Origin of the sequence: Streptomyces sp. MBT53 (assembly GCF_016654115.1) — a bacterium.
In the GTDB taxonomy this organism is placed as follows: domain Bacteria; phylum Actinomycetota; class Actinomycetes; order Streptomycetales; family Streptomycetaceae; genus Streptomyces.
Genome location: NZ_JAEQAZ010000078.1, coordinates 12,775 through 35,880, shown reverse-complemented (window position 1 = coordinate 35,880; position 23,106 = coordinate 12,775). Strand labels below are relative to the sequence as shown.

23 protein-coding genes and 1 pseudogene are annotated in these 23,106 nt (G+C 71.3%); 12 read left to right on the top strand and 12 right to left on the bottom strand.

Going from position 1 to position 23,106, the window contains the following annotated elements; genetic code table 11:
• Positions 1–168 precede the first annotated feature (168 nt).
• From fdhA to JHN45_RS26525, 3 genes are all read left to right on the top strand, one after another.
• On the top strand, positions 169–1,401 hold the full coding sequence (fdhA, locus tag JHN45_RS26535; RefSeq protein WP_200710489.1) for a formaldehyde dehydrogenase, glutathione-independent: 1,233 nt from the start codon (positions 169–171) through the stop codon (positions 1,399–1,401).
• 143 nt (positions 1,402–1,544) lie between these two features.
• Positions 1,545–2,456 (top strand): pseudouridine-5'-phosphate glycosidase, encoded by a 912-nt coding sequence (locus JHN45_RS26530; protein ID WP_201050917.1) that lies wholly within the window; start codon positions 1,545–1,547, stop codon positions 2,454–2,456.
• A complete protein-coding gene (locus tag JHN45_RS26525) occupies positions 2,453–3,367 on the top strand; it encodes a carbohydrate kinase family protein (protein ID WP_201050916.1) in 915 nt (304 codons plus the stop codon). Before JHN45_RS26530 ends, JHN45_RS26525 begins: the two co-directional genes overlap by 4 nt.
• A 51-nt stretch (positions 3,368–3,418) precedes the next feature.
• Here the strand turns inward: JHN45_RS26525 and JHN45_RS26520 are convergent, their stop codons facing one another.
• On the bottom strand, positions 3,419–4,213 hold the full coding sequence (locus JHN45_RS26520; RefSeq protein WP_200710487.1) for a methyltransferase domain-containing protein: 795 nt from the start codon (positions 4,211–4,213) through the stop codon (positions 3,419–3,421).
• 202 nt (positions 4,214–4,415) lie between these two features.
• On the opposite strand from JHN45_RS26520, the gene corA reads away from it, so the two are divergent.
• The gene (corA, locus tag JHN45_RS26515) at positions 4,416–5,543 is read left to right on the top strand and encodes a magnesium/cobalt transporter CorA (protein WP_201050915.1); all 1,128 of its coding nucleotides are present in this window, start codon (positions 4,416–4,418) and stop codon (positions 5,541–5,543) included.
• A gap of 36 nt (positions 5,544–5,579) precedes the next feature.
• Here the strand turns inward: corA and JHN45_RS26510 are convergent, their stop codons facing one another.
• The 3 genes from JHN45_RS26510 to JHN45_RS26500 all read right to left on the bottom strand — a co-directional run bounded on the left by JHN45_RS26510 (position 5,580) and on the right by JHN45_RS26500 (position 7,267).
• A complete protein-coding gene (locus JHN45_RS26510; protein ID WP_200710485.1) occupies positions 5,580–6,008 on the bottom strand; it encodes a CBS domain-containing protein in 429 nt (142 codons plus the stop codon).
• 154 nt (positions 6,009–6,162) lie between these two features.
• The gene (locus JHN45_RS26505) at positions 6,163–6,555 is read right to left on the bottom strand and encodes a PPOX class F420-dependent oxidoreductase (RefSeq protein ID WP_201050914.1); all 393 of its coding nucleotides are present in this window, start codon (positions 6,553–6,555) and stop codon (positions 6,163–6,165) included.
• Between the two features lie 58 nt (positions 6,556–6,613).
• Positions 6,614–7,267, bottom strand: a complete 654-nt coding sequence (locus tag JHN45_RS26500; protein WP_201050913.1) for a uridine kinase — start codon at positions 7,265–7,267, stop codon at positions 6,614–6,616.
• Between the two features lie 129 nt (positions 7,268–7,396).
• Here JHN45_RS26500 and JHN45_RS26495 point away from each other — a divergent pair, with 129 nt between their 5' ends.
• The 3 genes from JHN45_RS26495 (at position 7,397) to JHN45_RS26485 (ending at position 10,408) form a co-directional block, all read left to right on the top strand.
• Positions 7,397–8,101 (top strand): DUF2293 domain-containing protein, encoded by a 705-nt coding sequence (locus tag JHN45_RS26495; RefSeq protein ID WP_200710482.1) that lies wholly within the window; start codon positions 7,397–7,399, stop codon positions 8,099–8,101.
• Positions 8,102–8,252: 151 nt separating this feature from the next.
• Positions 8,253–8,732 carry a DUF1772 domain-containing protein gene (locus tag JHN45_RS26490; RefSeq protein WP_200710481.1) on the top strand — a complete coding sequence of 160 codons (480 nt, stop codon included), beginning with the start codon at positions 8,253–8,255 and terminating at the stop codon, positions 8,730–8,732.
• 188 nt (positions 8,733–8,920) lie between these two features.
• Positions 8,921–10,408: a glutamate synthase subunit beta gene (locus tag JHN45_RS26485; RefSeq protein WP_201050912.1), complete on the top strand. Its 1,488-nt coding sequence runs from the start codon at positions 8,921–8,923 to the stop codon at positions 10,406–10,408.
• 9 nt (positions 10,409–10,417) lie between these two features.
• On the opposite strand, the gene JHN45_RS26480 is transcribed toward JHN45_RS26485, so the two are convergent.
• Entirely contained in the window at positions 10,418–10,909 is a 492-nt protein-coding gene (locus JHN45_RS26480; protein ID WP_200710479.1) for a carboxymuconolactone decarboxylase family protein, read from the bottom strand.
• 46 nt (positions 10,910–10,955) lie between these two features.
• Between JHN45_RS26480 and JHN45_RS26475 the strand changes: the two genes are divergently transcribed.
• Positions 10,956–12,425 (top strand): PLP-dependent aminotransferase family protein, encoded by a 1,470-nt coding sequence (locus JHN45_RS26475; protein ID WP_201050911.1) that lies wholly within the window; start codon positions 10,956–10,958, stop codon positions 12,423–12,425.
• Between the two features lie 18 nt (positions 12,426–12,443).
• Here JHN45_RS26475 and JHN45_RS26470 read toward each other — a convergent pair whose 3' ends face one another.
• Positions 12,444–13,223, bottom strand: coding sequence for an NAD(P)H-dependent oxidoreductase (locus JHN45_RS26470; protein ID WP_200710477.1), 780 nt, complete (start codon positions 13,221–13,223; stop codon positions 12,444–12,446).
• Between the two features lie 173 nt (positions 13,224–13,396).
• Between JHN45_RS26470 and JHN45_RS26465 the strand changes: the two genes are divergently transcribed.
• Positions 13,397–14,263: a helix-turn-helix transcriptional regulator gene (locus tag JHN45_RS26465; RefSeq protein WP_201050910.1), complete on the top strand. Its 867-nt coding sequence runs from the start codon at positions 13,397–13,399 to the stop codon at positions 14,261–14,263.
• Between the two features lie 81 nt (positions 14,264–14,344).
• On the opposite strand, the gene JHN45_RS26460 is transcribed toward JHN45_RS26465, so the two are convergent.
• On the bottom strand, positions 14,345–14,599 hold the full coding sequence (locus JHN45_RS26460) for a DUF397 domain-containing protein (RefSeq protein WP_019060458.1): 255 nt from the start codon (positions 14,597–14,599) through the stop codon (positions 14,345–14,347).
• The gene (locus JHN45_RS26455; RefSeq protein ID WP_200710475.1) at positions 14,600–15,460 is read right to left on the bottom strand and encodes a helix-turn-helix transcriptional regulator; all 861 of its coding nucleotides are present in this window, start codon (positions 15,458–15,460) and stop codon (positions 14,600–14,602) included.
• 365 nt (positions 15,461–15,825) lie between these two features.
• Between JHN45_RS26455 and JHN45_RS26450 the strand changes: the two are divergent.
• From JHN45_RS26450 to JHN45_RS26445, 3 genes and pseudogenes are all read left to right on the top strand, one after another.
• Positions 15,826–16,311: pseudogene (locus JHN45_RS26450) on the top strand (ATP-binding protein); the annotation flags it as partial.
• A gap of 371 nt (positions 16,312–16,682) precedes the next feature.
• Positions 16,683–17,126 (top strand): hypothetical protein, encoded by a 444-nt coding sequence (locus tag JHN45_RS53215; protein WP_234467950.1) that lies wholly within the window; start codon positions 16,683–16,685, stop codon positions 17,124–17,126.
• Positions 17,127–17,329: 203 nt separating this feature from the next.
• Positions 17,330–19,273: an ABC transporter ATP-binding protein gene (locus tag JHN45_RS26445; protein WP_200715787.1), complete on the top strand. Its 1,944-nt coding sequence runs from the start codon at positions 17,330–17,332 to the stop codon at positions 19,271–19,273.
• A 4-nt stretch (positions 19,274–19,277) separates the two neighbouring features.
• Here JHN45_RS26445 and JHN45_RS26440 read toward each other — a convergent pair whose 3' ends face one another.
• From JHN45_RS26440 to JHN45_RS26425, 4 genes are all read right to left on the bottom strand, one after another.
• A complete protein-coding gene (locus JHN45_RS26440) occupies positions 19,278–19,460 on the bottom strand; it encodes a hypothetical protein (RefSeq protein ID WP_201050909.1) in 183 nt (60 codons plus the stop codon).
• Between the two features lie 146 nt (positions 19,461–19,606).
• Entirely contained in the window at positions 19,607–20,296 is a 690-nt protein-coding gene (locus JHN45_RS26435) for a DUF899 domain-containing protein (protein WP_201050908.1), read from the bottom strand.
• A 79-nt stretch (positions 20,297–20,375) separates the two neighbouring features.
• Positions 20,376–21,560 (bottom strand): cytochrome P450, encoded by a 1,185-nt coding sequence (locus JHN45_RS26430; protein WP_201050907.1) that lies wholly within the window; start codon positions 21,558–21,560, stop codon positions 20,376–20,378.
• A 22-nt stretch (positions 21,561–21,582) separates the two neighbouring features.
• Positions 21,583–22,935, bottom strand: coding sequence for an amidohydrolase (locus JHN45_RS26425; protein ID WP_201050906.1), 1,353 nt, complete (start codon positions 22,933–22,935; stop codon positions 21,583–21,585).
• Between the last annotated feature and the right edge of the window lie 171 nt (positions 22,936–23,106).

Here is a 23,106-nt window from a genome sequence, read left to right as displayed (position 1 = left end):
TGGGCCGGACGGCGGTCGTGACGGCGCTGCTCGCCCGCTCCCGGAAAAGCCCGGTTTCCGATGCCCCGCGAAGGGTGGCCGGGAGGCCGAGCCGGTAGCAGACTCCGCCATGCGCGCGCACAGCCACTGGCATCCGGGGGATCGGAGCCGAAGGGACGGCGATCACGCATGAGTGGAAGCGGAAACAGGGCAGTCGCGTATCTCAAGCCGGGAGCGGTGGAAGTCAGGACCATCGACTACCCGACGCTCGAACTGCAGGACGGGCCGGGAGTCGCCCAGGCCAACGTCGGCCGCAAGGTCCGGCACGGGGTGATCCTGAAGGTGCTCGCCAGCAACATCTGCGGCAGCGACCAGCACATGGTGCGCGGTCGGACGACCGCGCCCGAGGGACTGGTCCTCGGACACGAGATCACCGGAGAGGTCGTCGAACGGGGTCCGGACGTCGAGTTCATCGACGTGGGCGACATCGTCTCCGTACCGTTCAACATCGCCTGCGGGCGGTGCCGCAACTGCAAGGAACGCAAGACCGGCATCTGCCTGAACGTCAACCCGGCCCGGCCGGGAGCGGCCTACGGCTATGTCGACATGGGCGGCTGGGTCGGCGGTCAGGCCGAGTACGCCATGGTCCCGTACGCGGACTTCAACCTGCTGAGGTTCCCCGACCGGGACGAGGCACGCGAGAAGCTGCTCGATCTGACCATGCTCTCCGACATCTTCCCGACCGGTTTCCACGGCGCGGTCACCGCGGGCGCCGGGGTCGGGTCCACGGTGTATGTCGCCGGAGCGGGGCCGGTCGGTCTCGCGGCGGCGGCGTCGGCGCAGCTCCTGGGCGCCGCGGTGGTCATCGTCGGCGACCTGAACCCCGAACGCCTGGGCCAGGCAAGGAGTTTCGGCTGCGAGACCGTCGACGTCTCGCGCGGCGACATCGGTGAGCAGATCGCGGAGATCGTCGGCGAGCCCGAAGTGGACGCGGCGGTCGACGCGGTCGGCTTCGAGGCACGGGCGCACGGCCCGAACGCCCCGGAGGCGCCGGCGACCGTCCTCAACTCGCTGATGGGCGTCACGCGCGCGGGCGGTGCCCTGGGCATCCCCGGGCTGTACGTCACCGCCGACCCCGGCGGGATCGACGAGGACGCGAAGAGCGGCACCCTGAAGGTGCGGCTCGGCCTCGGGTGGGCCAAGAGCCACCGGTTCACGACCGGTCAGTGCCCGGTGATGACGTACCACCGGAGTCTGATGATGGCGATCCTGCACGGGCGCGTGCATATCGCGAAGGCGGTCAACGCGACCCCGATCGCGCTGGAGGACGCACCGCGCGGCTACGCCGAGTTCGACCAGGGCGCCGGCCGCAAGTACGTGCTCGATCCGCACGGGACGCTGGCGGGCATCAGCCCCGTCTGAGACCCGGGAGGGAAAACGGGAGCCACGCACGCGTGGCCCCCGTTTTCCATGTCGGGCGCCGATGATGTCTCCCACAGCCCGCGAGGGTTTGACCGGGCACCGAGCCCGCCAGGGATGAGGGAAGACCGAACGACAGGAGGCGCGTGGTGCTGGTGGTGTCCGAGGAAGTACGCGAGGCGATCGACGCGCGTCGACCCGTGGTGGCCCTGGAGTCGACGATCATCGCGCACGGGCTGCCGCGCCCGCGCAATCTGCAGGTGGCGCTGGAGCTGGAGGCGGCGGTACGCCAGGAGGGAGCCGTCCCCGCGACGATCGCCGTGCTCGACGGGCGGCCCCATGTCGGCCTGGACAAGGACCAGTTGGAGCGGGTCGCCAACGAGGACGGGATCCGCAAGCTGGGCCACCGAGACCTGCCGCTCGCGGTGGCGGCGGGGGCCAGCGGGGCGACCACGGTGTCCGCGACGGCGCTCCTGGCCGCGCGGGCGGGCGTCCGGGTGTTCGCGACCGGAGGGCTGGGCGGGGTGCACCGGGAGTGGACGGTGACGCAGGACGAGTCCGCCGACCTGGGGCTGCTGGCGTCCACCCGGATCACGGTGGTGTGCGCGGGCGTGAAGTCGATCCTGGACGTGCCGGCGACCTTGCAGCGCCTGGAGACGCTGGGTGTGGCGGTCGCCGGATACGGCACGGACCGCTTCCCCGGCTTCTACCTCTCCGACTCCGGATACCCCGTGGACTGGACGCTGGAGACCCCCGAGCAGGTGGCGGCCGTGATGCGGGCGCAGGACGCGCTCGACGCCCCGGAGTCGACGCTCATCATCGCCAACCCCGTGCCCGAGGACGAGCAGTTGGATCCCGAGCTGCACGCGCGCGTGCTCGCCGACGCGCTGCACGCGTGCGAGGCGGAGGGGGTCACCGGGCAGGCGGTCACCCCGTTCCTGCTCGGCTACCTGGTGGAGCACACCGACGGTGCCTCGCTGAGCGCCAACCTGGCGGCCGTGCGCGGCAACGTACGGCTGGCGGGGCGGATCGCGGCGGCCTGGGCCGAGGAGGCGTGACGACCGGGCCGGCCGGCGCGCTCCTGGTCGTCGGGGACGTGATCACGGACATCGTGGCCCGGCATCGGGACCCGCTCGCCCCGGGCACCGACACGGCCGCCGTGATCCGGACCGTGCCGGGCGGCGCGGGCGCCAACGTGGCGTGCTGGGCGGCCCATTGGGGCTGTGCGGACGTACGGCTGCTCGGCCGCGTGGGCGCGGACGCGGCGGCGTGGCACGAGCGGGAGCTGGTCGCCTCCGGCGTACGGCCCCGTCTCGTCGTCGATCCGGAGGCGGCGACCGGGACGGTGATCTGCCTGGTCGACACGGGGGCGTCGGCCGAGCGGACGTTCCTCACCGACAGTGGCGCGGCGCTACGGCTCGGCCCCGAGGACTGGTCGGACTCGCTGCTCGACGGCGTCGTACGGCTGCATCTGTCGGGCTATCTGCTGTTCTCCGAGCCCAGCCGGGCGTTCGTGGCCGCGGCGGTGGAGGCGGCACGCGCGCGTGGGGTGCCGGTGAGTCTGGATCCGGCGTCGGCGGGGTTCCTGGCGGAGCTGGGTGTGGACCGTTTCCTGGCGCTCGTCGAGGGGGTGGACGTGCTGCTGCCGAGCCGGGACGAGGCGTGTCTGCTCACCGGGTTGCCCGATCCGGCGGACGCGGCGGCCAAGTTGAGCCGTCATGTCCCCCTGGTGGTCACCAAGCAGGGCGCCGAGGGAGCCTTGGTGGCCCACTCCGGCACGGTCCACGCGCGCGTGCCGGCCGAGCCCGCCACGCCCCGGGACACCACGGGCGCGGGCGACGCCTTCACGGGGGCGTTCCTCGCGACGCTGCTGACGGGCGCCGATCCGGAGGAGGCGGCGCGGGAAGGGTGCCGAGCGGGAGCACGAGCGGTGGAACGGGTGGGAGGGCGACCGCCCGGGCGGCAGTGACGGAGCGACCCCGCGTGCCGCACCCACCCGGCGTCAACTCTCGCCCACCGCCTACGCCTTCCGCCCCCACGCCGAGATCATCGGTGCCGTCGCCAGGTCCATCGTGCCGGAGGCGACGTTGGCCAGATGGCGGTCGATGTCCTCGTCCGTGGCGAGGCCCGCGGTGACGAGCTGGTCGCGGATCTGGCGGACCGTGGCGGATTCCAGGGCGGCGCAGGCCGGTGAGGTGACCGGGAAGTACGCGTCGGCCTCCACCCGGCGCAGACCGGCCTCGCGGAGCAGGCGCGGGAGTCTGCGGCCGTAGGAGAGGTCGGCGCCGCGGTCGGCGAGGAGTGCGCGGAAGCCGTTGCGGAGACGGTTCGCCAGTTGCTGCTCGGGGCCGTGCTCGTCGGGGCAGAGCAGGGGTTGCAGGGCGGGGTCGGCGTCCTCGATCAGGAGGCGGCCGCCGGGGCGCAGGGACTTGATCATCGAGCGCAACGCCCGTTCCCGGTCCGGGACATGGACCAGGACGAGCCGCGCGTGCACGAGGTCGAAGCCCTCCCCCGGCGGTTCCTCGGCGCCGACGTCGTGGACGCGCACCTCGATCGGCGGGCGGGCCACCGAGGCGACCTGGGAGGTGTCGATGTCGGTCGCGATGACCTTCCCGGTCGGTCCGACCTTCTTGGCCAGCCAGGACACCACCGAGGTGCCGCCCACGCCGACCTCCCAGACCCGCCAGCCGGGTCCGACGCCGAACCCCTCCATGTGCCGGAACGTCGTGGGGTCGAAGAGCGTGGCGAAGGCGTCGAAGCGCTGCCCCGCCTCGGACTGCCGGTTGTCGAGGAGATACCCGTCGGATCGCGTCATGCGACGATCATCCCAGTTGCCCCGCTTGTCCGGAGGGGTCGACGCTCCGGTTCGGAACGCCCTCGCACGGCTTCGTCCACAGCCGGGAACAAAGCGGAGGATTCCGTTCCCACAGGCTTACCCGCCGCTCACGTCGGCCTGGCAAACTGGCACGCCAAGGCGCAGAAATGCGATGCGAGGGGATCCACGCAAGGAGATCCGGATGTCCATGGCAGGGAATCTTCGGAAGGTCACGGGCCTGGGCAGGGTCGGCGGCCTCCGCAAGGTGGCGCGGCTGGCGCGACGGCGCCCGCGGGTCGACCTGAGCCACCACGCCCGGTCGCCCCTGGGCTCCTCGGTGGTGAAGTGCGTCACGTATCAGGACGGTGTCCGGGTCCCGGTCGGCGGCGATCTGGTGGACGCCGTCGAGCGGGTGCGCAAGAAGGACGACGGGTTCGTCTGGCTCGGTCTGCACGAGCCGACGAACGAGGAGTTCGCGGGCATCGCCGAGCTGTTCAACCTGCACCCGCTGGCGGTCGAGGACGCGATCGAGGCCCATCAGCGCCCCAAGGTGGAGCGCTACGGCGAGACGCTGTTCGCGGTGTTCAAGACGGTCTGCTACGTCGAGCACGAGAAGCTGACGGCGACGAGCGAGGTCGTGGACACCGGCGAGATCATGGTGTTCGTCGGCGCCGAGTTCGTCATCACCGTGCGGCACGGACGCCACGGCTCGCTGGGGCCGCTGCGCGAGGAGTTGGAGTCGAACCCCCGGCAGCTCGCCAAGGGGCCGGCCGCGGTGCTGCACGCGATCGCGGACCACGTGGTCGACGACTACCTGAGCGTCACGGACTCGGTGCAGGCGGACATCGACCAGGTGGAGACGGACGTGTTCGCGGAGAACGGCGCGCGGGCCGACCCGGGCCGTATCTACCAACTCAAGCGAGAACTGCTGGAGTTGAAGCGGGCGGTGGTCCCCCTCAGCGGCCCGCTCGAGGCGTTGTCCACCCGGCCGATGCGGGTGGTCGGACCGGAGATACAGGCTTACTTCCGCGATGTCTCCGACCACCTGCTGCGGGCGAAGGAACAGATCGCGTCCTTCGACGAACTGCTCAACTCGATTCTGCAGGCGCACCTCGCCCAGGTGACGGTCGCGCAGAACGAGGACATGCGGAAGATCACGGCCTGGGCCGCGGTGATCGCCGTACCGACGATGGTGTGCGGTGTGTACGGCATGAACTTCGACAACATGCCGGAGCTGCACTGGCGGTACGGCTATCCCCTGATCCTCGGCGTGATATCCGTGGCCTGTCTGGCGCTGTACCGGGGCTTCCGGCGCAACGGCTGGCTCTGAACCACCCGGCGGCCCAGAGCGCAACCGTCCAGGGGCTCAGCGCATGGCACTTCGGGCGTAGACGTTCTCGACCCAGGTGGCGAGCTGGTCCTCCGTCAGATGCTGGGCGAGGTCGGCCTCGCTGATCATGCCGACGAGGCGTTTGTTCTCGATGACGGGAAGCCGGCGGATCTGGTGTCCCTGCATCTCCTGGAGCACCTCGCCGACATCGGCGCCGGCGTCGATCCAGCGGGGCGTGCCCTGGGCCATCTCGCCCGCGGTGATCTTCGCCGGATCGTGGCCCATGGCCACACAGCCGACGACGATGTCCCGGTCGGTGAGGATGCCGCAGAGCCGTTCGTTCTCGTCGCTGATGGGCAGGGCTCCGACGCCCAGTTCACGCATCAGCTGGGCGGCGCGGTCCAGGGTTTCATGGGCGGGGATCCACTGGGCGCCCCGGTGCATGATGTCTCCGGCGGTGGTCATGAAGTACCTCCCGGTGCCGGACGGCCGGCGCGGCACAGAACGTTCCGCTAGTCCCGGCGCCCTACATTCTCGCCGCGCGGCGGGACGAACGCACCCGGGCGGTCGGGACTTCCGGTGCGCCGACGGGAGATCCGGGACTGCCCTCGGGCGGCGCTCAGACCTGGAAGCCGACGATCTTCCGCGGCACGACGCGGACGATCACCCGCACCTGGTCGTCCCGTTCACCGGGCGGGTCGATGCCGAGGTACTTGTGCGAGAGCTCGCGCGGGAGCCGTTTGTCCGGGTCGGGGAGGATCTCGGCGGTGCCGCGGATCTCGACCGAGGCGTAGGGGTTGGCGAGGTCGAACACCGAGAGGCTGACGCGGGGATCGTGGCGGAGGTTGCGCACCTTCTGACGGTCCTGGAGGGAGGAGAAGAGAACGGTGTCGTCCTCGCGCTTGATCCAGACCACCGAGGTCTGCGGGGCGCCGTCGGGGCGGAGCGTGGCGACACTGGCGAAGTTCTTGCCGTCGAGAAGAGCACGGACGGAGTCGTCGAAGATCGGCATGGCGACACCCTAACTAAATGCACACGCATATAAAAGCCTTTGCGCGACGCCAGGTCGCTCAACCCTTGGGCAGCCCGCCCCACGCCGGGTGCCGTGGATCGTCGGCGCGCACCAGGACGTCCGCCGTGCCGGCCGGGTCGGTCTCGTCCTCGTAGCGTTCGAAGACGGGCAGGGTCCAGTGCTCGGTCTCGGGGGTGCGGCGGCGCAGGGCGCCCGGCGAGAGGAGGACGTGGAGGGTCAGGTCGAAGGGGAACCAGTGCCGCAGGAGGAGGGGGCCGTGCAGCAACAGGAGGGCGCCGGGCGGGAGTTGGACGTAGGGGGTGCGGGTGGCGCGGTCGGTGGCCGGGTCCCACAGGTCGGGCAGGACGCGGCCGTCGCCGTCCGGTTCGAGGGGGCCGAAGACCTCGCGCCACAGGGCCCGGGTGTCGAACCAGCCGTCGTAGTAGGCGTCGGCGTCCTGGTGCCCGTACTCCAGGCGCAGCGAGGCGGGGCGCAGGAAGCCCTCCGTGCCGACGACGAGCGAGGGACGGCCGCGGACGCGCAGCGCCTCCGCGACGCGTTCGGCGAGGTCGCCCGGGCGGGCCGCCGGGGCGCCGTCGAAGGCGATGCGCGGCCAGGGGCTGCCGTCGGCCGGCTTCAGGTCGAGCAGACGCTCGGCGAGGAGGTCGCCGAGCCGGTCCCAGGTGATCGCTTCCAGTCGCACAGGGCCCATGATGCGTCAGGCCTCGGTCAGCAGGTGTCGCGCGGGCGGCCCGCGAGAGGCGCGGGTGCGGCGGACGTACAAGGTCAGGACAGCGCGAGGACAGGAGAGAGGTGGTCGGTGGCAGGGAATGTCTCTCGTATGGCATCGCTCTCGACTCCCCCGATCCGCAACGGACTTGTGCCCGTCGGCGGACTCGTGGTCGTCCAGCCGCTCAGGAAACGGCACTGTGCGGGCTGTCGGCGTGGGCCGTTGGCGCTGCTGGTCGTCGAGGGCGGGGTGCCGCGGTGTCTCGACTGTGTGGACCTCGGACATCTGGTGTTCCTGCCGCGCGGCGACACGGCGCTGACGCGCAGGGCGCGGGAGGAGAGCGCACTGTCGGCGGTGGTGGTGCGGTTCAACCGGCGTCGGGGCCGGTACGAGCGGCAGGGCGTTCTCGTCGAGGAGGCGGGGCTCGCCCGGGCGGAGGAGCGGTGCCTCGCGGACGCGGAGGCGCGACGGCGGCGCCGGGTGCGGGACGCGGGGCGGCGGGCCGTGGAGGACGTCCGGTTCGCGAAGGCGTTCACGGCGGAGATACGACGGCTGTTCCCCGGTTGCCCCGAGGAGCGGGCCCGGACGATCGCCGCGCACGCCTCGCTGCGGGGCAGCGGACGGGTGGGGCGGAGCGCGGCGGGACAGGCGTTGTCCGAGGGCGCGGTGGTCTCGGCGGTGGTGGCGTCCGTACGGCATGTGGACACGCCGTACGACCAGTTGCTGATGAGCGGGGTACCGAGGCACGAGGCACGACGGCGGATCGCGGTGGGGGTGGAACGGGTGCTGCGGGACTGGCGGGACGTCCCGTCATGACGTCCGTCGGCGTCGGTGAGCGGTGTCGTGGACGCTCGCGCATGGTCCGGCGATTCTCGGCCATGGTCGCGCGGGCGGGGATGGGTTCGACTTGTCGTGATGGTTGGTGGTGGGCAGGATCTCGGCTCTACGGGCGGGAGTTGGTATCGGCATGATCGGTGAACCGTATTTCGCGCTGACGGTTCTGGGGGTGCTCACGACCGGGGTGATGGCCGGAGTGTTCTGTGCCTTCTCCGTGCTGGTCATGCGGGGGCTGGCCGAACTGCCGCCCGCGCAGGGGGTCGCCGCGATGAACGCGATCAACAGGGCGGCGATGACTCCCGCGTTCATGCTGCTGTTCGCCGGTTCGGCGCTGGTGTGCGCGGTGATCGCGGTGGTGACGTTCGTGCTGTGGCCGGACCAGGGGACCGCGGAGCTGCTGCTGGGCAGCGCGCTGTATCTGTTCGGGGCCTTCGGGCTGACCCTCGTCGCGAACGTGCCCCGCAACGACGCCCTGCTGAAGCTGGACCCGGGGACCCCGGAGGCCGCCGCGTACTGGCCGTCGTACATACGCGAGTGGACGATGTGGAATCACGTCCGCGCGACGGCCTCGGCCGCCGCCGCGCTGGTCTACATGCTGGCCCTCACCTGAGCGAACCCCCAAGATCAACTGGGCGCGGGCTGAGGAGCACCGGGAAAAGGCGACGGGAGCACGCGGAAGACCCCGTGAGAAAGCGGTCTCGCCCACTCTGCGCGCTCGGCCGGGGGGCCTTATCGTGGCTGAAAGAGTGCCGCTCGATGACGCACGGCCTGTCGCATGCGGACGCGAGGAAGACCGCCATGGCCGATCCCAAGGGTTTTATGACCACTCCGCGCGAGGAGTGGCCCCGCAGGCCCGTCGACGAGCGGGTACGGGACTGGGACGAGGTGTACGTCCCGGGCGCGCTGCTGCCGATCGTGAGCAGACAGGCCGACCGGTGCATGGACTGCGGTGTCCCGTTCTGCCACGACGCCTGTCCGCTCGGCAACCTGATCCCCGAGTGGAACGATCTGGTCAGCCGGGAGGACTGGCGGGCGGCGGCCGACCGGCTGCACGCCACCAACAACTTCCCCGAATTCACCGGGCGGTTGTGTCCGGCACCGTGCGAGGCGGGCTGCGTGCTCGCCATCAACCAGCCCGCGGTCACCATCAAGAACGTCGAGGTGGCCATCGCCGACCGCGCGTGGACCGACGGTTTCACGCCACCCCGGCCGCCGGACCGGCTGTCCGGGCGGACCGTCGCGGTGGTCGGCTCCGGGCCCACCGGCCTCGCCGCGGCACAGCAGTTGACGCGCGCCGGACACACGGTCGCCGTGTACGAGCGGGACGACCGGCTCGGCGGGCTGATGCGCTACGGCATCCCCGAGTTCAAGATGGAGAAGCGGCATCTGGAACGACGGCTGGAGCAGATGCGCGCCGAGGGCACCAAGTTCCGTACGTCGACCATGGTCGGGCGGGATGTCGGAGCGGCCGAACTGCGGGCGCGCTACGACGCGGTGGTGATCGCCACGGGAGCGACGGCATGGCGTGAACTCACCGTGCCAGGGCGGGAGTTGACCGGCATCCACCAGGCGATGGAGTATCTGCCGCTGGCCAACCGGGTGTGCGAGGGGGACCTGGCCGAGTCCCCGATGTCCGCCGCCGGGAAGCATGTCGTCATCGTCGGCGGCGGTGACACGGGGGCCGACTGTCTCGGCACCGCGGTGCGTGAAGGGGCCGCGTCCGTCACGCAGTTGGACATCTACGCCCAGCCGGACGCCGAGCGCGACGAGGACGCGGAGCCCTGGCCGACGTATCCGAAGATCTACCGGCTGTCGGCCGCGCACGAGGAGGCACGAGACCTGGAGACGGCACCCGCGGCGGACGCGGACGCCCGGCTGTTCGCGGCGTCCACGCTCCGCTTCGAGGGGGACGCCGAGGGGCGGGTGCGGTCGCTGCACCTGGTCGAAGTGGACGCGGAGCGGCGCCCGTTGGACGGTTCCGGGCGCAGCCTGCCCGCCGATCTCGTGCTGCTCGCCCTCGGGTTCTCCGGGCCCGACCGGGCGGACGGGCTCATCGATCAGCTGCGGCTGGCGATGGCACCGCGCGGCACGATCACCCGCGACGCGGACTTCGCGACGAGCGCGCGGGGCGTGTTCGTCGCGGGGGACGCCGCCCGGGGCCAGTCGCTGATCGTGTGGGCGATCGCGGAGGGGCGGGCCGTGGCGGCGGCCGTCGACCGCTATCTGACGGGGAGTTCGCAGCTGCCGGCGCCGATCGGGCCGTACGACCGGCCGATGGCGGTGTGACGGACCGCGTCAGCGTCGCTGGTCCGTGCCCGCCACCTTGGCGGTCGCCAGGGCCACCCGGTTCCAGGTGTTGATCGTGAGGATCAGGGACAGGACATGGGCCAGTTCCTGCTCGTCGAAGTGGACTGCGGCCTGCGCGTAGACGTCGTCCGGGACACCGCCGTCGGCCACCAGGGTCACCGATTCCGTGAGGGCGAGGGCCGCCTGCTCGCGCTCGGTGAAGAAGTGCCGGGCCTCGCGCCAGACGGCGACCATGTGCAGCCGGTCCTCGCTCTCGCCGGCCTTGCGGGCGTCGTTCGTGTGCATGTGGAGGCAGTACGCGCAGTGGTTGAGGTGCGAGGCGCGGATCTGGATCAGCTCGACGAGGGCCGGGTCGAGGCCCTCGCGGGCGGCGGCGTCGAAGCCGATGAGGGCGCGGAAGACCTTGGGGGCGGTGCGGGCGAGGTCGAGGCGGGGCGTCGTGGTGGTGACCTGGGCGTTTGTGTTCGTGTTCGTCGTCATGTGACAAATCTACGAGTCGGAAAGACCCCCTGTAGGGTGCATTTCCATGGCAGAATCGTGGGTCAATTCGGCGGAGCGGATCGGGGCCGATCTGCATCTTGAGCTGTCGGGCGGTGGTGGCCGGCGGGCCGCTCTCATCGACGCGCTGCGGGAGGCCGTACGTGGCGGGCGGCTCGCCCCGGGCACCCGGCTGCCGCCGTACCGCTCGCTCGCCGCCGACCTCGGGGTCGCCCGCAACACGGTCGCGGACGCGTACGCGGAACTCGTCGCGGAGGGCTGGCTGACCGCGCGCCAGGGCTCGGGCACCCGGGTCGCCGACCGAACCCGGCCCCTACGGGAGCAGCCGACGCGACACGCCGGGAACGGCCCGGTTACGGCCCCTCCACGCGCGCGTGCGCCCCGGCACGACCTGCGGCAGGGCACGCCCGACGCGTCGGCGTTCCCGCGCACGGCCTGGCTCGCGTCGTACCGGCGGGCGCTCCAGCAGGCGCCCGACGAGGTGTTCGGGCCCGGCGACCCGGCCGGCCGGATCGAGCTGCGGGAGGCGCTCACCGAATACCTGGCACGCGCGCGTGGCGTACGCACCGCACCCGACCGGATCGTGATCTGCTCCGGCTTCGCACACGGACTGCGGCTGCTGTTCGGCCAGGGCGGCGGAGGGTTGCTGCGCGGACCGCTGGCCGTGGAGGCGTACGGACTCGGCTTCCACCGGGAGCTGCTGCGCGCGGCCGGTGTACGGACCGTGCCGCTGCCGGTCGACGAACACGGCGCGCGCGTCGGGGAGTTGGCGAAGGAGCGGGCCGTACTGCTCACGCCCGCGCACCAGTTCCCCACCGGCGGTCCGCTGGGCGCCGAGCGCAGGGCCGCCGTGATCGACTGGGCACGCGCGCGTGGCGGTGTGGTCCTGGAGGACGACTACGACGGCGAGTTCCGCTACGACCGCAAGCCCGTCGGCGCCGTCCAGGGCCTCGACCCGGAGCGGGTGATCCTCCTCGGCTCGGTCAGCAAGAGCCTCTCCCCCGCACTGCGCCTGGGCTGGCTGGTCCTGCCGGAGCGGTACGTCGAGGGCGTGCTCGCGGCCAAGGGCGAACGCGAGGCCTGGGCGAGCGTCCCCGACCAGCTGAGCCTCGCCGACTTCATCACCTCGGGGTCCTACGACCGTCATGTGCGGCGGATGCGGCAGCGGTACCGCAGCCGCCGTGACCGCCTGGTCGCGGCGCTCGCCGCGCGGGCCCCGCACATCGAGGTCACCGGGGTCGCCGCGGGCCTGCACGCGGTGCTGCGGCTGCCGCCCGGCACGGAGCGCTCAGCGCTGAAGGCCGCCGCGTGGCAGGGCGTGGCGCTGGACGGGCTGGCCGCGTTCCGGCATCCGGGCGCGGCAACCACGGCTCCGGGGGCGGGAGTTCAGGACGGTCTCGTCGTAGGGTACGCGACACCCTCGGAGGCCGCGTTCGGTGCCGCGCTGGAGGCGCTGTGCGAGGTGCTCCCGCCCGGCGAAGCCGCCCATGGCCTGTGACGCGCCCCTCGCCTGCGGCTAGCCGCGCACATGCAGGCCGAACCCCTTGCGGCCGGGCACCTCCAGGCCCTCCTTCAACCGCAGCGACGGGATCTCGTAGTCACCGAAGTTCTGGCGCCGGAACGGAATCGGCTCGGTCGTCTCCAGCGTCAGCAGCCGCTCCTGCCAGGCCTTCGCGGCGTCCTCGAAGTCGCTGCCGGTGATCTTGTCGGTGCCGTAGAGCACGAAGGGCGGCAGCACCTCCACACCCGGGTAGTACAGGATCCCGTGGTGGATGGGGAACAGCAGGTCCTCGATCGGGCCGTTGATCCCGCGATCGGAGTAGTGGGACTCCGGGCCCCCGACGGTCACGGACAGGATCGCCCGGCGCCCCCGCAGTGTCCCCTCACCGAAACGCTCGCCGTACCGCGTCTCGTCGTGCACGCCGACTCCGTAGGCGAAGTGGAAGGAGAACACCCGGTCCACCCAGCCCTTCAGGATCGCCGGCATGGTGTACCACCACAGGGGGAACTGGAAGACGACGGTGTCGGCCCACAGGAGTTTCTGCTGCTCGGCCGCCACGTCGGGGGTGAGCGCACCGGCGTCGTACGCCCCGGCCGAACTCGCCACCACCCGCAGCGGGTTCGTGGCGTGCTCGCCGAAGTCCGCCGCGTCCACCACGGCCTTCCAGTTCATCGCGTACAGGTCGCTCACCCGCACCTCGTGCCCGGCGGCTTCGAGCGTGGACACGGCGAGGTCCTTCAGTGCGCCGTTCAGCGAACGCGGCTCGGGGTGGGCGTGGACGATGAGCGTCTTCATGGCTGTTCCCTTCGACAAGGCCTTCGGCAAGGTGTGTCGCCACAGATGCTCGGCCGCCGGGGTCGCGTGGCGACAGGGGCGCCTCTTCCGTCGGACGGGACTTCCTGGTATCAGCAGGGCCACCTTCAAGTGCCATGGCCGAGGCGATACTTGGGGGCATGGACGTCGGGGGCATGGATGATCTTGCGGGCTTTCTGCGGACCCGGCGTGCCCGGGTCGACCCGGCGTCCGTCGGTGTCCCCACCGACAGCCGTCGCCGGGTCGAGGGGCTGCGCCGTGAAGAGGTCGCGCACCTGTCCGGGGTCAGCGTGGACTACTACGTACGCCTGGAGCAGGGCCGCGCGACCCAGCCCTCCGGGCAGATCCTCGACGCGCTCGCCCGCGTGCTCGGCCTCGACAAGACCGAACGCGGACATCTCCACCGGCTCGCCCGGCAGCGCCGACGGCGCGCGAGGACGCCGGGCGGACGGGTCCGGCCGGAGCTGCTGCGGGTCCTCGACCTGGTCGCCGGCGCACCCGCGCTGATCATGGACCACCGCCTGGACGTGCTCGCCGGGAACCGTCTCGCCGGGCTTCTCTTCGACCGGCCGCTGCCGGGCCTGAACACGGCACGGCACATCTTCCTGGAGGAGGCCGAGCGCGGCCTCTACGCGGAGTGGGAGCAGTGCACCCTCGACGTGGTCGGGCATCTGCGTCTGGCCGCCGGCAAATATCCCGAGGACCCCCGACTGGCTTCACTCATCGGTGAGTTGGCGATGGGCAGCGAGCGTTTCCGCCGCCTCTGGGCCCGTGCGGACGTGCGCGCCCGCACCCATGGGCGCAAGGTGTACCGGCACCCGCTGGTGGGACTGCTGGAACTGCACCAGGAGAACTTCGCGCTGCCGGACGAGTCGGGCATGGAACTGCTGGTGCTGTCCGCGGCTCCCGGCAGCCCCGCCGAGGACGGGCTGCGCCTGCTCGGGAGCCTGGGCGCGGACAGCGATGGGGCGCATCCCATCCCATCGGAATCAAGGGATTCGGTCAGAACCAATGGTGACTGATAGCAAAATGAGCGGGTTCGTTAAGGAAAAAGCAGGTTCGTTAAGGAAAAAGCATTCAGCACAGCTGGGTCACAGACCGGGTCATGAGAGCAGGAAATCCGCCTCGCCGGCTTTCGCCCCCTCGATGAAGGCCGTCATCTCGTCGGTGGTGTAGATCAGGGCCGGCCCGTCCGGGTCGGTGGACTGGCGGACGGCGATCCGGCCGTCGGCGAGCTTCATCGCCTCCAGGCAGTTGCCGCCGTTGCCGCCGCTCCACGGCTTGTGCCAGCCTTCGCTTCCCAAGTCCCGCGCGGGCATACCGTTGTAGACGCTCATACGCGGCTTGATGCGATCCATTCACAGCTCCTTGCGGAGATCCTTGAGGATCTCCTTCGTGCGATGTGCCGTAGCGGCCTGCGCCGCCATGCGGTCCATGACCTCGAGGTGGGTCGCCACCTCTTCGCGCGCGTCCAGATAGACGGCGCCGGTCAGGTACTCGCTGTAGACCATGTCCGGCAGTTCCGGCATGGCAAATCGGAACAGCACGAAGGGCCCGTACGTGCCCGGGTGCGGCCCCGAGGAGAACGGGGCGACCTGCAGGGTCACGTTGGGCAGCTTCGTGGCGTCGAGCAGTTTGTCGATCTGGGCACGCATCACCTCCGGGCCGCCGACCGGGCGGCGCAGGGCGGTCTCGTCCATGACGGCCCAGAAGCGGGGCGCGTCGGGACGCGTCAGCAGATCCTGGCGCTGCATGCGCAGCGCGACATGGCGCTCGATCTCGTCGGGCTCGGTCTGGCCGATGGCACCCGACAGCAGCACACCGCGCGCGTACTCCTCGGTCTGCAGCAGTCCGGGCACGAAGTGCGGCTCGTACGACCGGATGAGCGCGGCGGCGCCCTCCAGGCTGACGTACATCGAGAACCAGCCGGGCAGGATGTCGTGGAAACGCTGCCACCAGCCGGGTTTGTTGGCCTCCTCGGCCAGCCGGACGAAGGCCTCGGCCTCCTCGCCGGAGACGCCGTAGGACTTCAGGAGGAGCTGGAGGTACGGGATCTTGAGGGAGACCTCGGCCATCTCCATACGGCGGACCGTGGCGGGCGCGACGCGCAGGACCTTGGCGGCCTCCTCGCGCTTGAGCCCGGCACGTTCCCGCAGGTCCAGCAGGCGCCGGCCGAGGACGACCTGGCCGACCGTCGGTGCGGACCGCGGCTCGCTCACGCTCCACCTCCCCCTATGAGTCCCGTTGAGTCCCGTACGGCGAATGAGCCCGGCGGTCGAATCCCGACAGCCCTGCGGCGCCATTCGAAGACTCATTCGAAGATCGGGACAGACCTCCGGAGATTCCAACTGGCGCCGCGCGACGTTCTGTTGCGAGCAGTGTGCCACGACCGTGCAGAGCGTCATACGGCACTCTGCATTTTTCATTGTGACACTTGCCAAGTGTTCACGGCGGGGCGATAGTGGCAAGCGTGATTCCGTCCGCGCCCTTAGGAACAGACGCCACCGCAGGCCGCCTCGGCCTCGGTGCCGCCACGGGAGCCGCCCCAGGTGGCGCCGCTGCCGAGCGCCGGTTCCGGTTCGAGCTGGCCGCCCATCCGGGTTCCCCTGCCCAGGCGAGACGCCTGACGCGGGCCCGGCTGTCCGGCTGGTCCGTGTGCGAGGACACCTGCGACACGGCGGTTCTGGTCGTCTCCGAGCTGGTCACCAACGCCATCGTGCACACCGCGAGCAGCCACATAGTCTGCGAGCTGCACGACGGCGACGACCTGGTGCGGATAGCCGTCCGTGACGAGGGCTGCGCTCCTGGCGAGTCGTATCCGTCCCCGCAGCGGCCCGATGAGGAGCACGGGAGGGGATTGCTTCTCATCGACGGGCTGTGCCGGGCCTGGGGCGCTCAGGAACACGGCCCCGGCCTGCTCGTCTGGGCCGACCTGCCCCGGCAGGCGGACCCGACCCACGGCCACCACCCGGCCCCCGGCCACGACAGCTCCGTACCGCGCAACGACCTGGGGTGGGGCGCACGACCCAAACCGGTGCCGTCGGGCGGTTCGGGCGACGAGGACGAGGCGACGGCACACTTCGGGGCCTTCGAGAATCTGGGCGTATATCCGGCACGGGGGCATGGGGATGCCTCCCGCGGGCATGGGGGTGCCGGCGAGTTCGGAGGCCTGGATCTCGGCGGCTTCGGGGGCCGGGAGCACGGAAACGGGGTGGGTCCCGGCAGCGGGACCGGCTCCGTGCACCGGAGCCGGGAGGCCGCCGGACACTTCGGGGAGCCGGGCCGGGAGGAAACAGGATCCTCCAGAGGCCGGGGCCACCTGGACGCCGGCGACCTCCCGGACTCCGCGGACACGGTGGACACCGGGGATTCCGGTGGGCTCGTGAATCCGGGCGCGCTGGGCGGTTCCAGCGGATTCGGGGACTTCGGGTCGGGGGTCGAATGGGTCTGAGCGGCGCTTCGGGTCCCGGCCAGGTACTCAGTCTCGACACACTGGTCCGTCTGGGGCGCGCGCTGCACGGACCGGGCACGCCCCGGCGACTGCCCGTCCCCGAGGGCATGACGGCTCCGCTCGGCTGCGACGCGGTGGCGGTGCCCGCGCGTTTCGGACCGCTGGTCCTGCCCCGCCTGCCGCGCGTCGGCTGTGTCTACGCCGACGAGACGCACTGGTGGTGGATCGTGCCGTCCGACTCCGACTACGCGCTGGACTGGCCGGCGCCGGCGCGGTACACCGCCGGGGCGCTGGTGCCGGACGCGCCGCGCGCGCCCGGGCTCATTCATCGGCCTGACGGGAAGCTGCCGTATACGCCGCCGATACCGTTGTATCTGGCTGTCTGCCGGGTCACGGGGGCTACGCCTTCCTGGTCTCGGCCGATTAGCGCGTAGCGGATTGTTTTTATCTGCGGGCCGGTGGGGGCTGGTCGCGCCCACGCGGCGGAGCCGCATGTCGATACAGCCCCGCGCCCCTTTGGGGCGCGCTCTTCCCGGCGTACGCCCGCGCGTCCGCACCCCCTTTCCCTCGCGCTCTCCCCCGCACCGCCCCACCCCCGCGATAGTGGCCGTTCGTCCGCTATCGGGGGAGGTCGACGGTGGGAAGCAAGGGTGACTCGGGGCAGGCGGGGCCGTCCGCGTCGGAGCAGCTGCTGTTCGGTGGGCCCTTGCGGTACGACATGGGGTGGAACCAGCACACGGATGCGTTCCTGGAGCTGAGTTTCCGGGCCATGGTGACGCGGTTGCCGGCGATGCTGGGGTCGAGTTTCCGGCTGGCCCGGCAGGCCGATCGTCGGGCCGCGCGGATCGTGCTGGCCGCCGAGGCGGGCCGGGGTGTCACCCAGGCGGTGAGTCTGCTCGCGGTCAACAGCGTGCTGGGGCGGTTGATCACCGGCGGCGCGATCGCGGACCGGCTGCACGGCGCCGTGCCCGCGCTGGTCACGATGGCCGCCGTGCTGCTGGTGGGCGCGCTGCTGCGGGCCGCGTCGACGTATGCGACGGGGCGGCTGGAGCCGAAGGTGGAGCGGGTCGCCACCGAGCTGTATCTGGAGCGGGCGGCGGCCGTGGAGCTGGCCGCGATCGAGGACCACGCCTTCCACAAGCTGCTGGACACCGCGCAGTACGGCGCCTCGTCGGCCCGCCGCATGATCTCGCTGGCGACGCGGGTGATGAACGCGGTGATCTCGCTGATCGCGGCGGCCGGTGTGCTGACCGTGCTGCACCCGGCGCTGCTCCCGCTGCTGGTGACGATGACCCTGCCGAGCGCGTGGGGCGCCCTGACGAACGCGCGCCGCCGCTACGAGTCGTTCCACATCTGGGTGCAGCACGCCCGCGCCGGCCATCTCATCAGCGGCCTGCTCACCGAACCGGAGGCGGCGCCGGAGATCCGCGTCCACGGCGTCGGCCCGTTCCTGCTGCGCCACTTCCACGCGATGTCGGAGAGCGCGGAGGCGGAGCAGGCCCGGCTGGCCCGGCTCGCGGCCCGTACCGGGCTGATCGCGGCGACCTGGACGGGTCTCGCGACGGCGGCGACGTACGCGACGCTGGGCGGGCTGCTGCTGTCAGGTGCGATGGCGCTGTCGGTGGCCGGTACGGCGGTCATCGCGATCCGCACCGGTTCCGGGAGCCTCGACACGCTGGTGCTCGCGGTGAACCAGCTGCACGAGGAGGCCCTGTTCGTGGGCGATCTGGAGAAGCTGTACAAGGAGGCGGCCGAGCGGGCGATCCCGGTCGGCGGGGCGGCGCTGCCCGAGGAGCCGCGGGAGATCCGCTTCGAGAACGTCACGTTCAGTTATCCGGGTGAGTCCACCCACCCCGCCCTCGACGATGTCACGCTCAGGCTGCCGCTCGGCCGGATCATCGCGCTGGTCGGCGAGAACGGCTCCGGCAAGACGACCCTGGTCAAGCTGCTGGCCGGGCTGTACCGGCCGGACCGGGGCCGGATCCTGTGGGACGGCGTCGACGCGGCGACTGCCGACCGGCACCAACTGGCCGACCGGATCGCGATGGTGGCGCAGAACTTCAAGCGCTGGCCGTTCACGGCCCGCGTCAACGTGGCCGTCGGGCGCTCGTCCGCGCCGCTCACCGAGGAACGGCTGGCGGGCGCGCTCGCCGAGGCCGGCGCCGAGGACGTGGTCGCGGATCTGCCGCGCGGCCTGGACACGCTGCTGGCCCGGAACTTCAGCGGCGGGCACGAGCTGTCGGGCGGCCAGTGGCAGCGGCTCGGTATCGCCCGGGCCGCCTACCGCAAGGGCCGCATCCTGATCGTGGACGAGCCGACCGCGGCCCTCGACGCCCGCGCCGAGCTGGAGGTCTTCGAGAAGATCCGCGCGCTGGCCGGCACGGGCCAGACGGTGGTCCTGATCACCCACCGGCTGGCGTCCGTACGTCACGCGGACCTGGTGCACGTCCTGGACCAGGGGCGGCTGGTGGAGTCCGGGACGCCCGACGAACTCCTGCTCAGCGGCGGTGTCTACGCGGAGCTGTACGCGCTCCAGGCGGACCAGTTCACGGCGAAGGTGCCCGCCCCGAAGGCGGGCTGACGGGTCAGGCGGCCACGTCCACGGTGTCGGCGCTGCGCACGATCACCAGGAACATGTCGGTCGCGATGTCCATGACGACCTCGGCGGCCAGCCCTTCAAGACGGCGTGCCTGCGCGAACTCCTCCGCCGGCCAGGAACCACGCGGCCCGCCGGCGGGAAAACGCTGAAGCACCGTTCGCCCGTTCACCCTGTACCTCCCTGTCGTGCTGAACTCGGAGAGCTTCGTGAAGCCTCGTAGAGTTAAACGCCGACAGTACGGTGAACGGCTCGCGAAGTGACGGTACTGAGACATAGTCGACACCTGGCCACACATCTTGAACACAGGTTTACGTATCAGTCCTCGTACTCGTCGTGGTAGAGAACGCGTGCGCTGCCGGCGGGCGCCCCCAGCACCGACGCACGCCCCTTCGGCTCCTCCCACTCCTCCTGCCGCCCCAGCGCGGTCAGGTCGAGGAAGGAGGTGGTCGAGCCGAGCCCGTCGAGCCCGCGCTCGTAGGTGGAGTAGGTGTGGAACACCCGGTCGCGGTCCCGCAGGAAGCAGCTGACACCCGGCCGCTCGACGGGCTCCCCGTCCCCGACGAGCGTCACGTCGAAGTCCCAGTTGAACTCCCCGCCGAAGGACGAGTACCAGGGCACCGTCCACCCCATCCGCGCCTTGAACGGCAGGATCTTGGTGTACGGCGCCCTCGACACGGCGGCGAACGTCGTACCCCGCGCCTGCAGATGGGCGAGATGCCCGATCTGGTCGAGGAACGCCGAACAGCTGCGGCAGCCCGCGTCCCATTCGGGCGCGAACATGAAGTGGTAGACGACGAGTTGGCCGCGCCCGTCGAAGAGGTCGAGCAGGGTGGCCTTCCCGTCGCCGCCCTCGAAGAGGTACTCCTTGTCGATCTCCACCATGGGCAGCCCGCGCCGCTCGGTGTTGAGCGCGTCCCGCGCGCGCGTGGCCGCCTTCTCCTTGACCAGCAGTTGCTCGCGCGCCGCGCGCCACTGCGCACGCGAGACGATCTCCGGAAGCGACATGGGCCCTCCTGTGACAACGGTCCGTTGAGGGGTGGACCGGGGCACGGACCGGAACTCATCGCTGCCGCGAAAAAGAATTTCAGGCCGAGTGCTTCCCGTACGACACCGGGAGCGTGAGCAGTCCCCGCGCGCGCAGCGAGGGCCGCCACCGCACCTCGCCCTCCCCCAACTCCAGCCGGGGGAAGCGTTCCAGCAGTGCGGCGAGCGCGATCTCGGTCTCGGCGCGGGCCAGCGGGGCGCCCAGGCAGTAGTGGATGCCGTGGCCGAGCGCGAGATGCCCGGTGGTGTCGCGGGCGAGGTCGAGCCGGTCGGGGTCGGGGAAGCGGTCCGGGTCACGGTTCGCGGCGGACGGGGACACCCAGACCGTCTCGCCGGCGGGGATGGTGACCCCGCCGATGGTGACGTCCTCGACGGGGAAGCGCCGGATGGCGAGCAGCGCGGGCCCTTCGTAGCGCAGGAACTCCTCTACGGCGGCCGGGAGTTGGCCGGGGTCCTTGCGCAACGCGGCCAGCTGCTCCGGGTGTTGCAGCAGGGCGAGCACCGCGTTCCCGATGAGCTGGACGGTGTTCTCGTACCCGGCGAAGAGGATGAGGAAGGCCAGCGACATCAGCTCGTCCTCGCTGAGCCGGTCGCCCTCGTCGCGTACGGCGATCAGGTCGGAGAGCAGGTCGTCGCCGGGCTCCTCCCGTTTGTCGGCGAGGAGTTGGGTGAAGAAGCCGAGCATCGCGACGACCGCGTGCTTGCCCGCCTCGGGCGGTGTCCCGGGGGCGGGCGCGACCAGGGTGTCGGTCCACACCCGGAAGTCCCGCCGGTGCCGGTCGGGCACGCCGAGCAGGTCGCAGATGACGGTGATGGGGAGGGGCGCGGCGTAGGAGGCGATGAGGTCGGTTTCGCCGTTCTCGCCCAGTGCGTCGAGGAGTTGGTCGGCGGTGCGTCGAACGGGTGCGTGGAGCTGCTCGGTTCGGCGTGGGGTGAAGGCGCGGCCGACCAGGCGGCGGATACGGGTGTGGTCCGGCGGGTCCATGTTGAGGAGGTTCGCGTCGAGCGCGGGCGGCAGCGCGAACCCCTTGTAAGTCCCGGCCGTGGCATGCGACTTGTCCAGCGAGAGCCGCGGGTCGGCCAGCGCCGCCCGGACGTCCTCGTACCGGGTGACGAGCCAGGCGGGGGTGCCGTCGGGGCCGGCGATGCGGTGCACGGGGGCGCTGTCGCGCAGGCGCCGGTACACGTCGTACGGGTGGTCGAGAAGGCCGTCCGCGAGATCCATGAACCTAGCGTAGAGGCGCGGCTCAGGTGTCGTATTCCTGGATGCGCCGACCGTGACTCCGGTCGACGAGTGCGGGCAGCCGTTCCCCCAACTCCCGTACGACGGCGGGCACATCGAGGGTCAGCAGCTCGCGGTCGCGCATCAGGACGCGGCCGTCGACGATCGTGGTGCGGACGTCTGCGGAGCGGGCGCTGTGCACGAGGGTGGCGGCGAGGTCGTGGACGGGCTGGGTGTGCGGCCCGGTGAGATCGACCAGGATGATGTCGGCCCAACGGCCCGGCGCGATGGACCCGATCGAGTCACCCAGTCCGACCGCCCGGGCACTCTGGAGGGTGGCGTGGTGCAGCGCCTGACGGAACGTCAGCCAGCGCGGATCGCCCTCGGTGGACTTCTGGACGAGGGACGTGAGGGCCATCGACTCCCACACGTCGAGGGAGTTGTTGGAGGCGGCGCCGTCCGTGGCGAGTCCGACCGGGATGCCGATGGCGCGCAGGGCGCGGATCGGAGTGGTGCTGGGCCAGCCGAACTTGAGGTAGCCGCGGGGCGCGGTGGCGACCGCGACACGGCCGCTCGCACGCTCCAGGACGGGCAGGTCGCGGTCGATGATGCCGGTCCCGTGGGCGATGAGCAGGTCGGTGGCCAACAGGCCGACGCGGTCGAGGACTTCGATCGGTGTGACGCCGTGGCGGGCGAGGCTGGTGTCGGTCTGGTCGCGGTTCTCGGCGGCGTGGAGATGGACGGGGAGGCCGTGTTCCAGGGCGAGTTGAGCGGTGGCGGCGAGGTCGGCGTCGGTCACGGTGTACGGGGCGTGCGGGGCGAGGGCGGTGGTGATGCGGCCGTCGGCCGCGCCCCGGTGCCGTAGCGCGAACTCCGCCGATTTCTCCCGGCCTTGAGGTCCCTGGGAGGAGAAGTAGGCCTCGCCGAGGTGGGCGCGGATTCCGCACTCGGTGACCACGGCGGCGACCGTGTCCATCGAGAAGTAGTGGTCGGCGAAGCAGGTGACCCCGGCGCGGATCATCTCGGCGCACGCGAGCCGCGCCCCCAACTCGACATCCTTTTCAGTGAGGTTGGACTCGACGGGCCAGACGACGTCGTTGAACCACTCCTCGGTGGGGAGGTCCTCGGCGAGCCCGCGCAGCGCGACCATCGGCGCGTGGGTGTGGCAGTTGATCAGCCCCGGCAGGGCGACCTGCCCGCGCGCGTCGAGGCGTTCGACGGCGGCGAGTCCGGCCGCGTCCGCCGCGCTCGTCACCGACGCGACGAGCCCGTCCCGTACGACGATCGCCGCGTCCGACTCGAAGCCGATCCGCTCCTGGTCGTCGTGGACGAGGACGGCGCAGCCGGTGATCAGCAGATCTGCGGGAGAGTCACTCACTCTCCCAACGTACGACGCCGTCCTCGCCCCGTGTGAGCCGAACCGCGCATCCCGGCGTGGCGCTGTCGCGAGCCGCCCCGGACCAGCACGCTTGCCTCATGAGACTTCACCTTGCCGCATAAGACTTCACAGGACGTCTGGACCTTCACGAGACTTCTGGACCAAGGCTTC

What these genes read in the sequence shown, in the direction of transcription:
- fdhA (WP_200710489.1), top strand. Translation starts at nt 169, where the DNA reads ATGAGTGGAAGCGGAAACAGGGCAGTCGCGTATCTCAAGCCGGGAGCG.
- JHN45_RS26520 (WP_200710487.1), bottom strand. Translation starts at nt 4,213, where the DNA reads ATGACGCGATCCGACGGGTATCTCCTCGACAACCGGCAGTCCGAGGCG.
- corA (WP_201050915.1), top strand. Translation starts at nt 4,416, where the DNA reads ATGTCCATGGCAGGGAATCTTCGGAAGGTCACGGGCCTGGGCAGGGTC.
- JHN45_RS26510 (WP_200710485.1), bottom strand. Translation starts at nt 6,008, where the DNA reads ATGACCACCGCCGGAGACATCATGCACCGGGGCGCCCAGTGGATCCCC.
- JHN45_RS26505 (WP_201050914.1), bottom strand. Translation starts at nt 6,555, where the DNA reads ATGCCGATCTTCGACGACTCCGTCCGTGCTCTTCTCGACGGCAAGAAC.
- JHN45_RS26500 (WP_201050913.1), bottom strand. Translation starts at nt 7,267, where the DNA reads ATGGGCCCTGTGCGACTGGAAGCGATCACCTGGGACCGGCTCGGCGAC.
- JHN45_RS26495 (WP_200710482.1), top strand. Translation starts at nt 7,397, where the DNA reads ATGGCATCGCTCTCGACTCCCCCGATCCGCAACGGACTTGTGCCCGTC.
- JHN45_RS26490 (WP_200710481.1), top strand. Translation starts at nt 8,253, where the DNA reads ATGATCGGTGAACCGTATTTCGCGCTGACGGTTCTGGGGGTGCTCACG.
- JHN45_RS26485 (WP_201050912.1), top strand. Translation starts at nt 8,921, where the DNA reads ATGGCCGATCCCAAGGGTTTTATGACCACTCCGCGCGAGGAGTGGCCC.
- JHN45_RS26480 (WP_200710479.1), bottom strand. Translation starts at nt 10,909, where the DNA reads ATGACGACGAACACGAACACAAACGCCCAGGTCACCACCACGACGCCC.
- JHN45_RS26475 (WP_201050911.1), top strand. Translation starts at nt 10,956, where the DNA reads ATGGCAGAATCGTGGGTCAATTCGGCGGAGCGGATCGGGGCCGATCTG.
- JHN45_RS26470 (WP_200710477.1), bottom strand. Translation starts at nt 13,223, where the DNA reads ATGAAGACGCTCATCGTCCACGCCCACCCCGAGCCGCGTTCGCTGAAC.
- JHN45_RS26465 (WP_201050910.1), top strand. Translation starts at nt 13,397, where the DNA reads ATGGATGATCTTGCGGGCTTTCTGCGGACCCGGCGTGCCCGGGTCGAC.
- JHN45_RS26460 (WP_019060458.1), bottom strand. Translation starts at nt 14,599, where the DNA reads ATGGATCGCATCAAGCCGCGTATGAGCGTCTACAACGGTATGCCCGCG.
- JHN45_RS53215 (WP_234467950.1), top strand. Translation starts at nt 16,683, where the DNA reads ATGGGTCTGAGCGGCGCTTCGGGTCCCGGCCAGGTACTCAGTCTCGAC.
- JHN45_RS26435 (WP_201050908.1), bottom strand. Translation starts at nt 20,296, where the DNA reads ATGTCGCTTCCGGAGATCGTCTCGCGTGCGCAGTGGCGCGCGGCGCGC.
- JHN45_RS26430 (WP_201050907.1), bottom strand. Translation starts at nt 21,560, where the DNA reads ATGGATCTCGCGGACGGCCTTCTCGACCACCCGTACGACGTGTACCGG.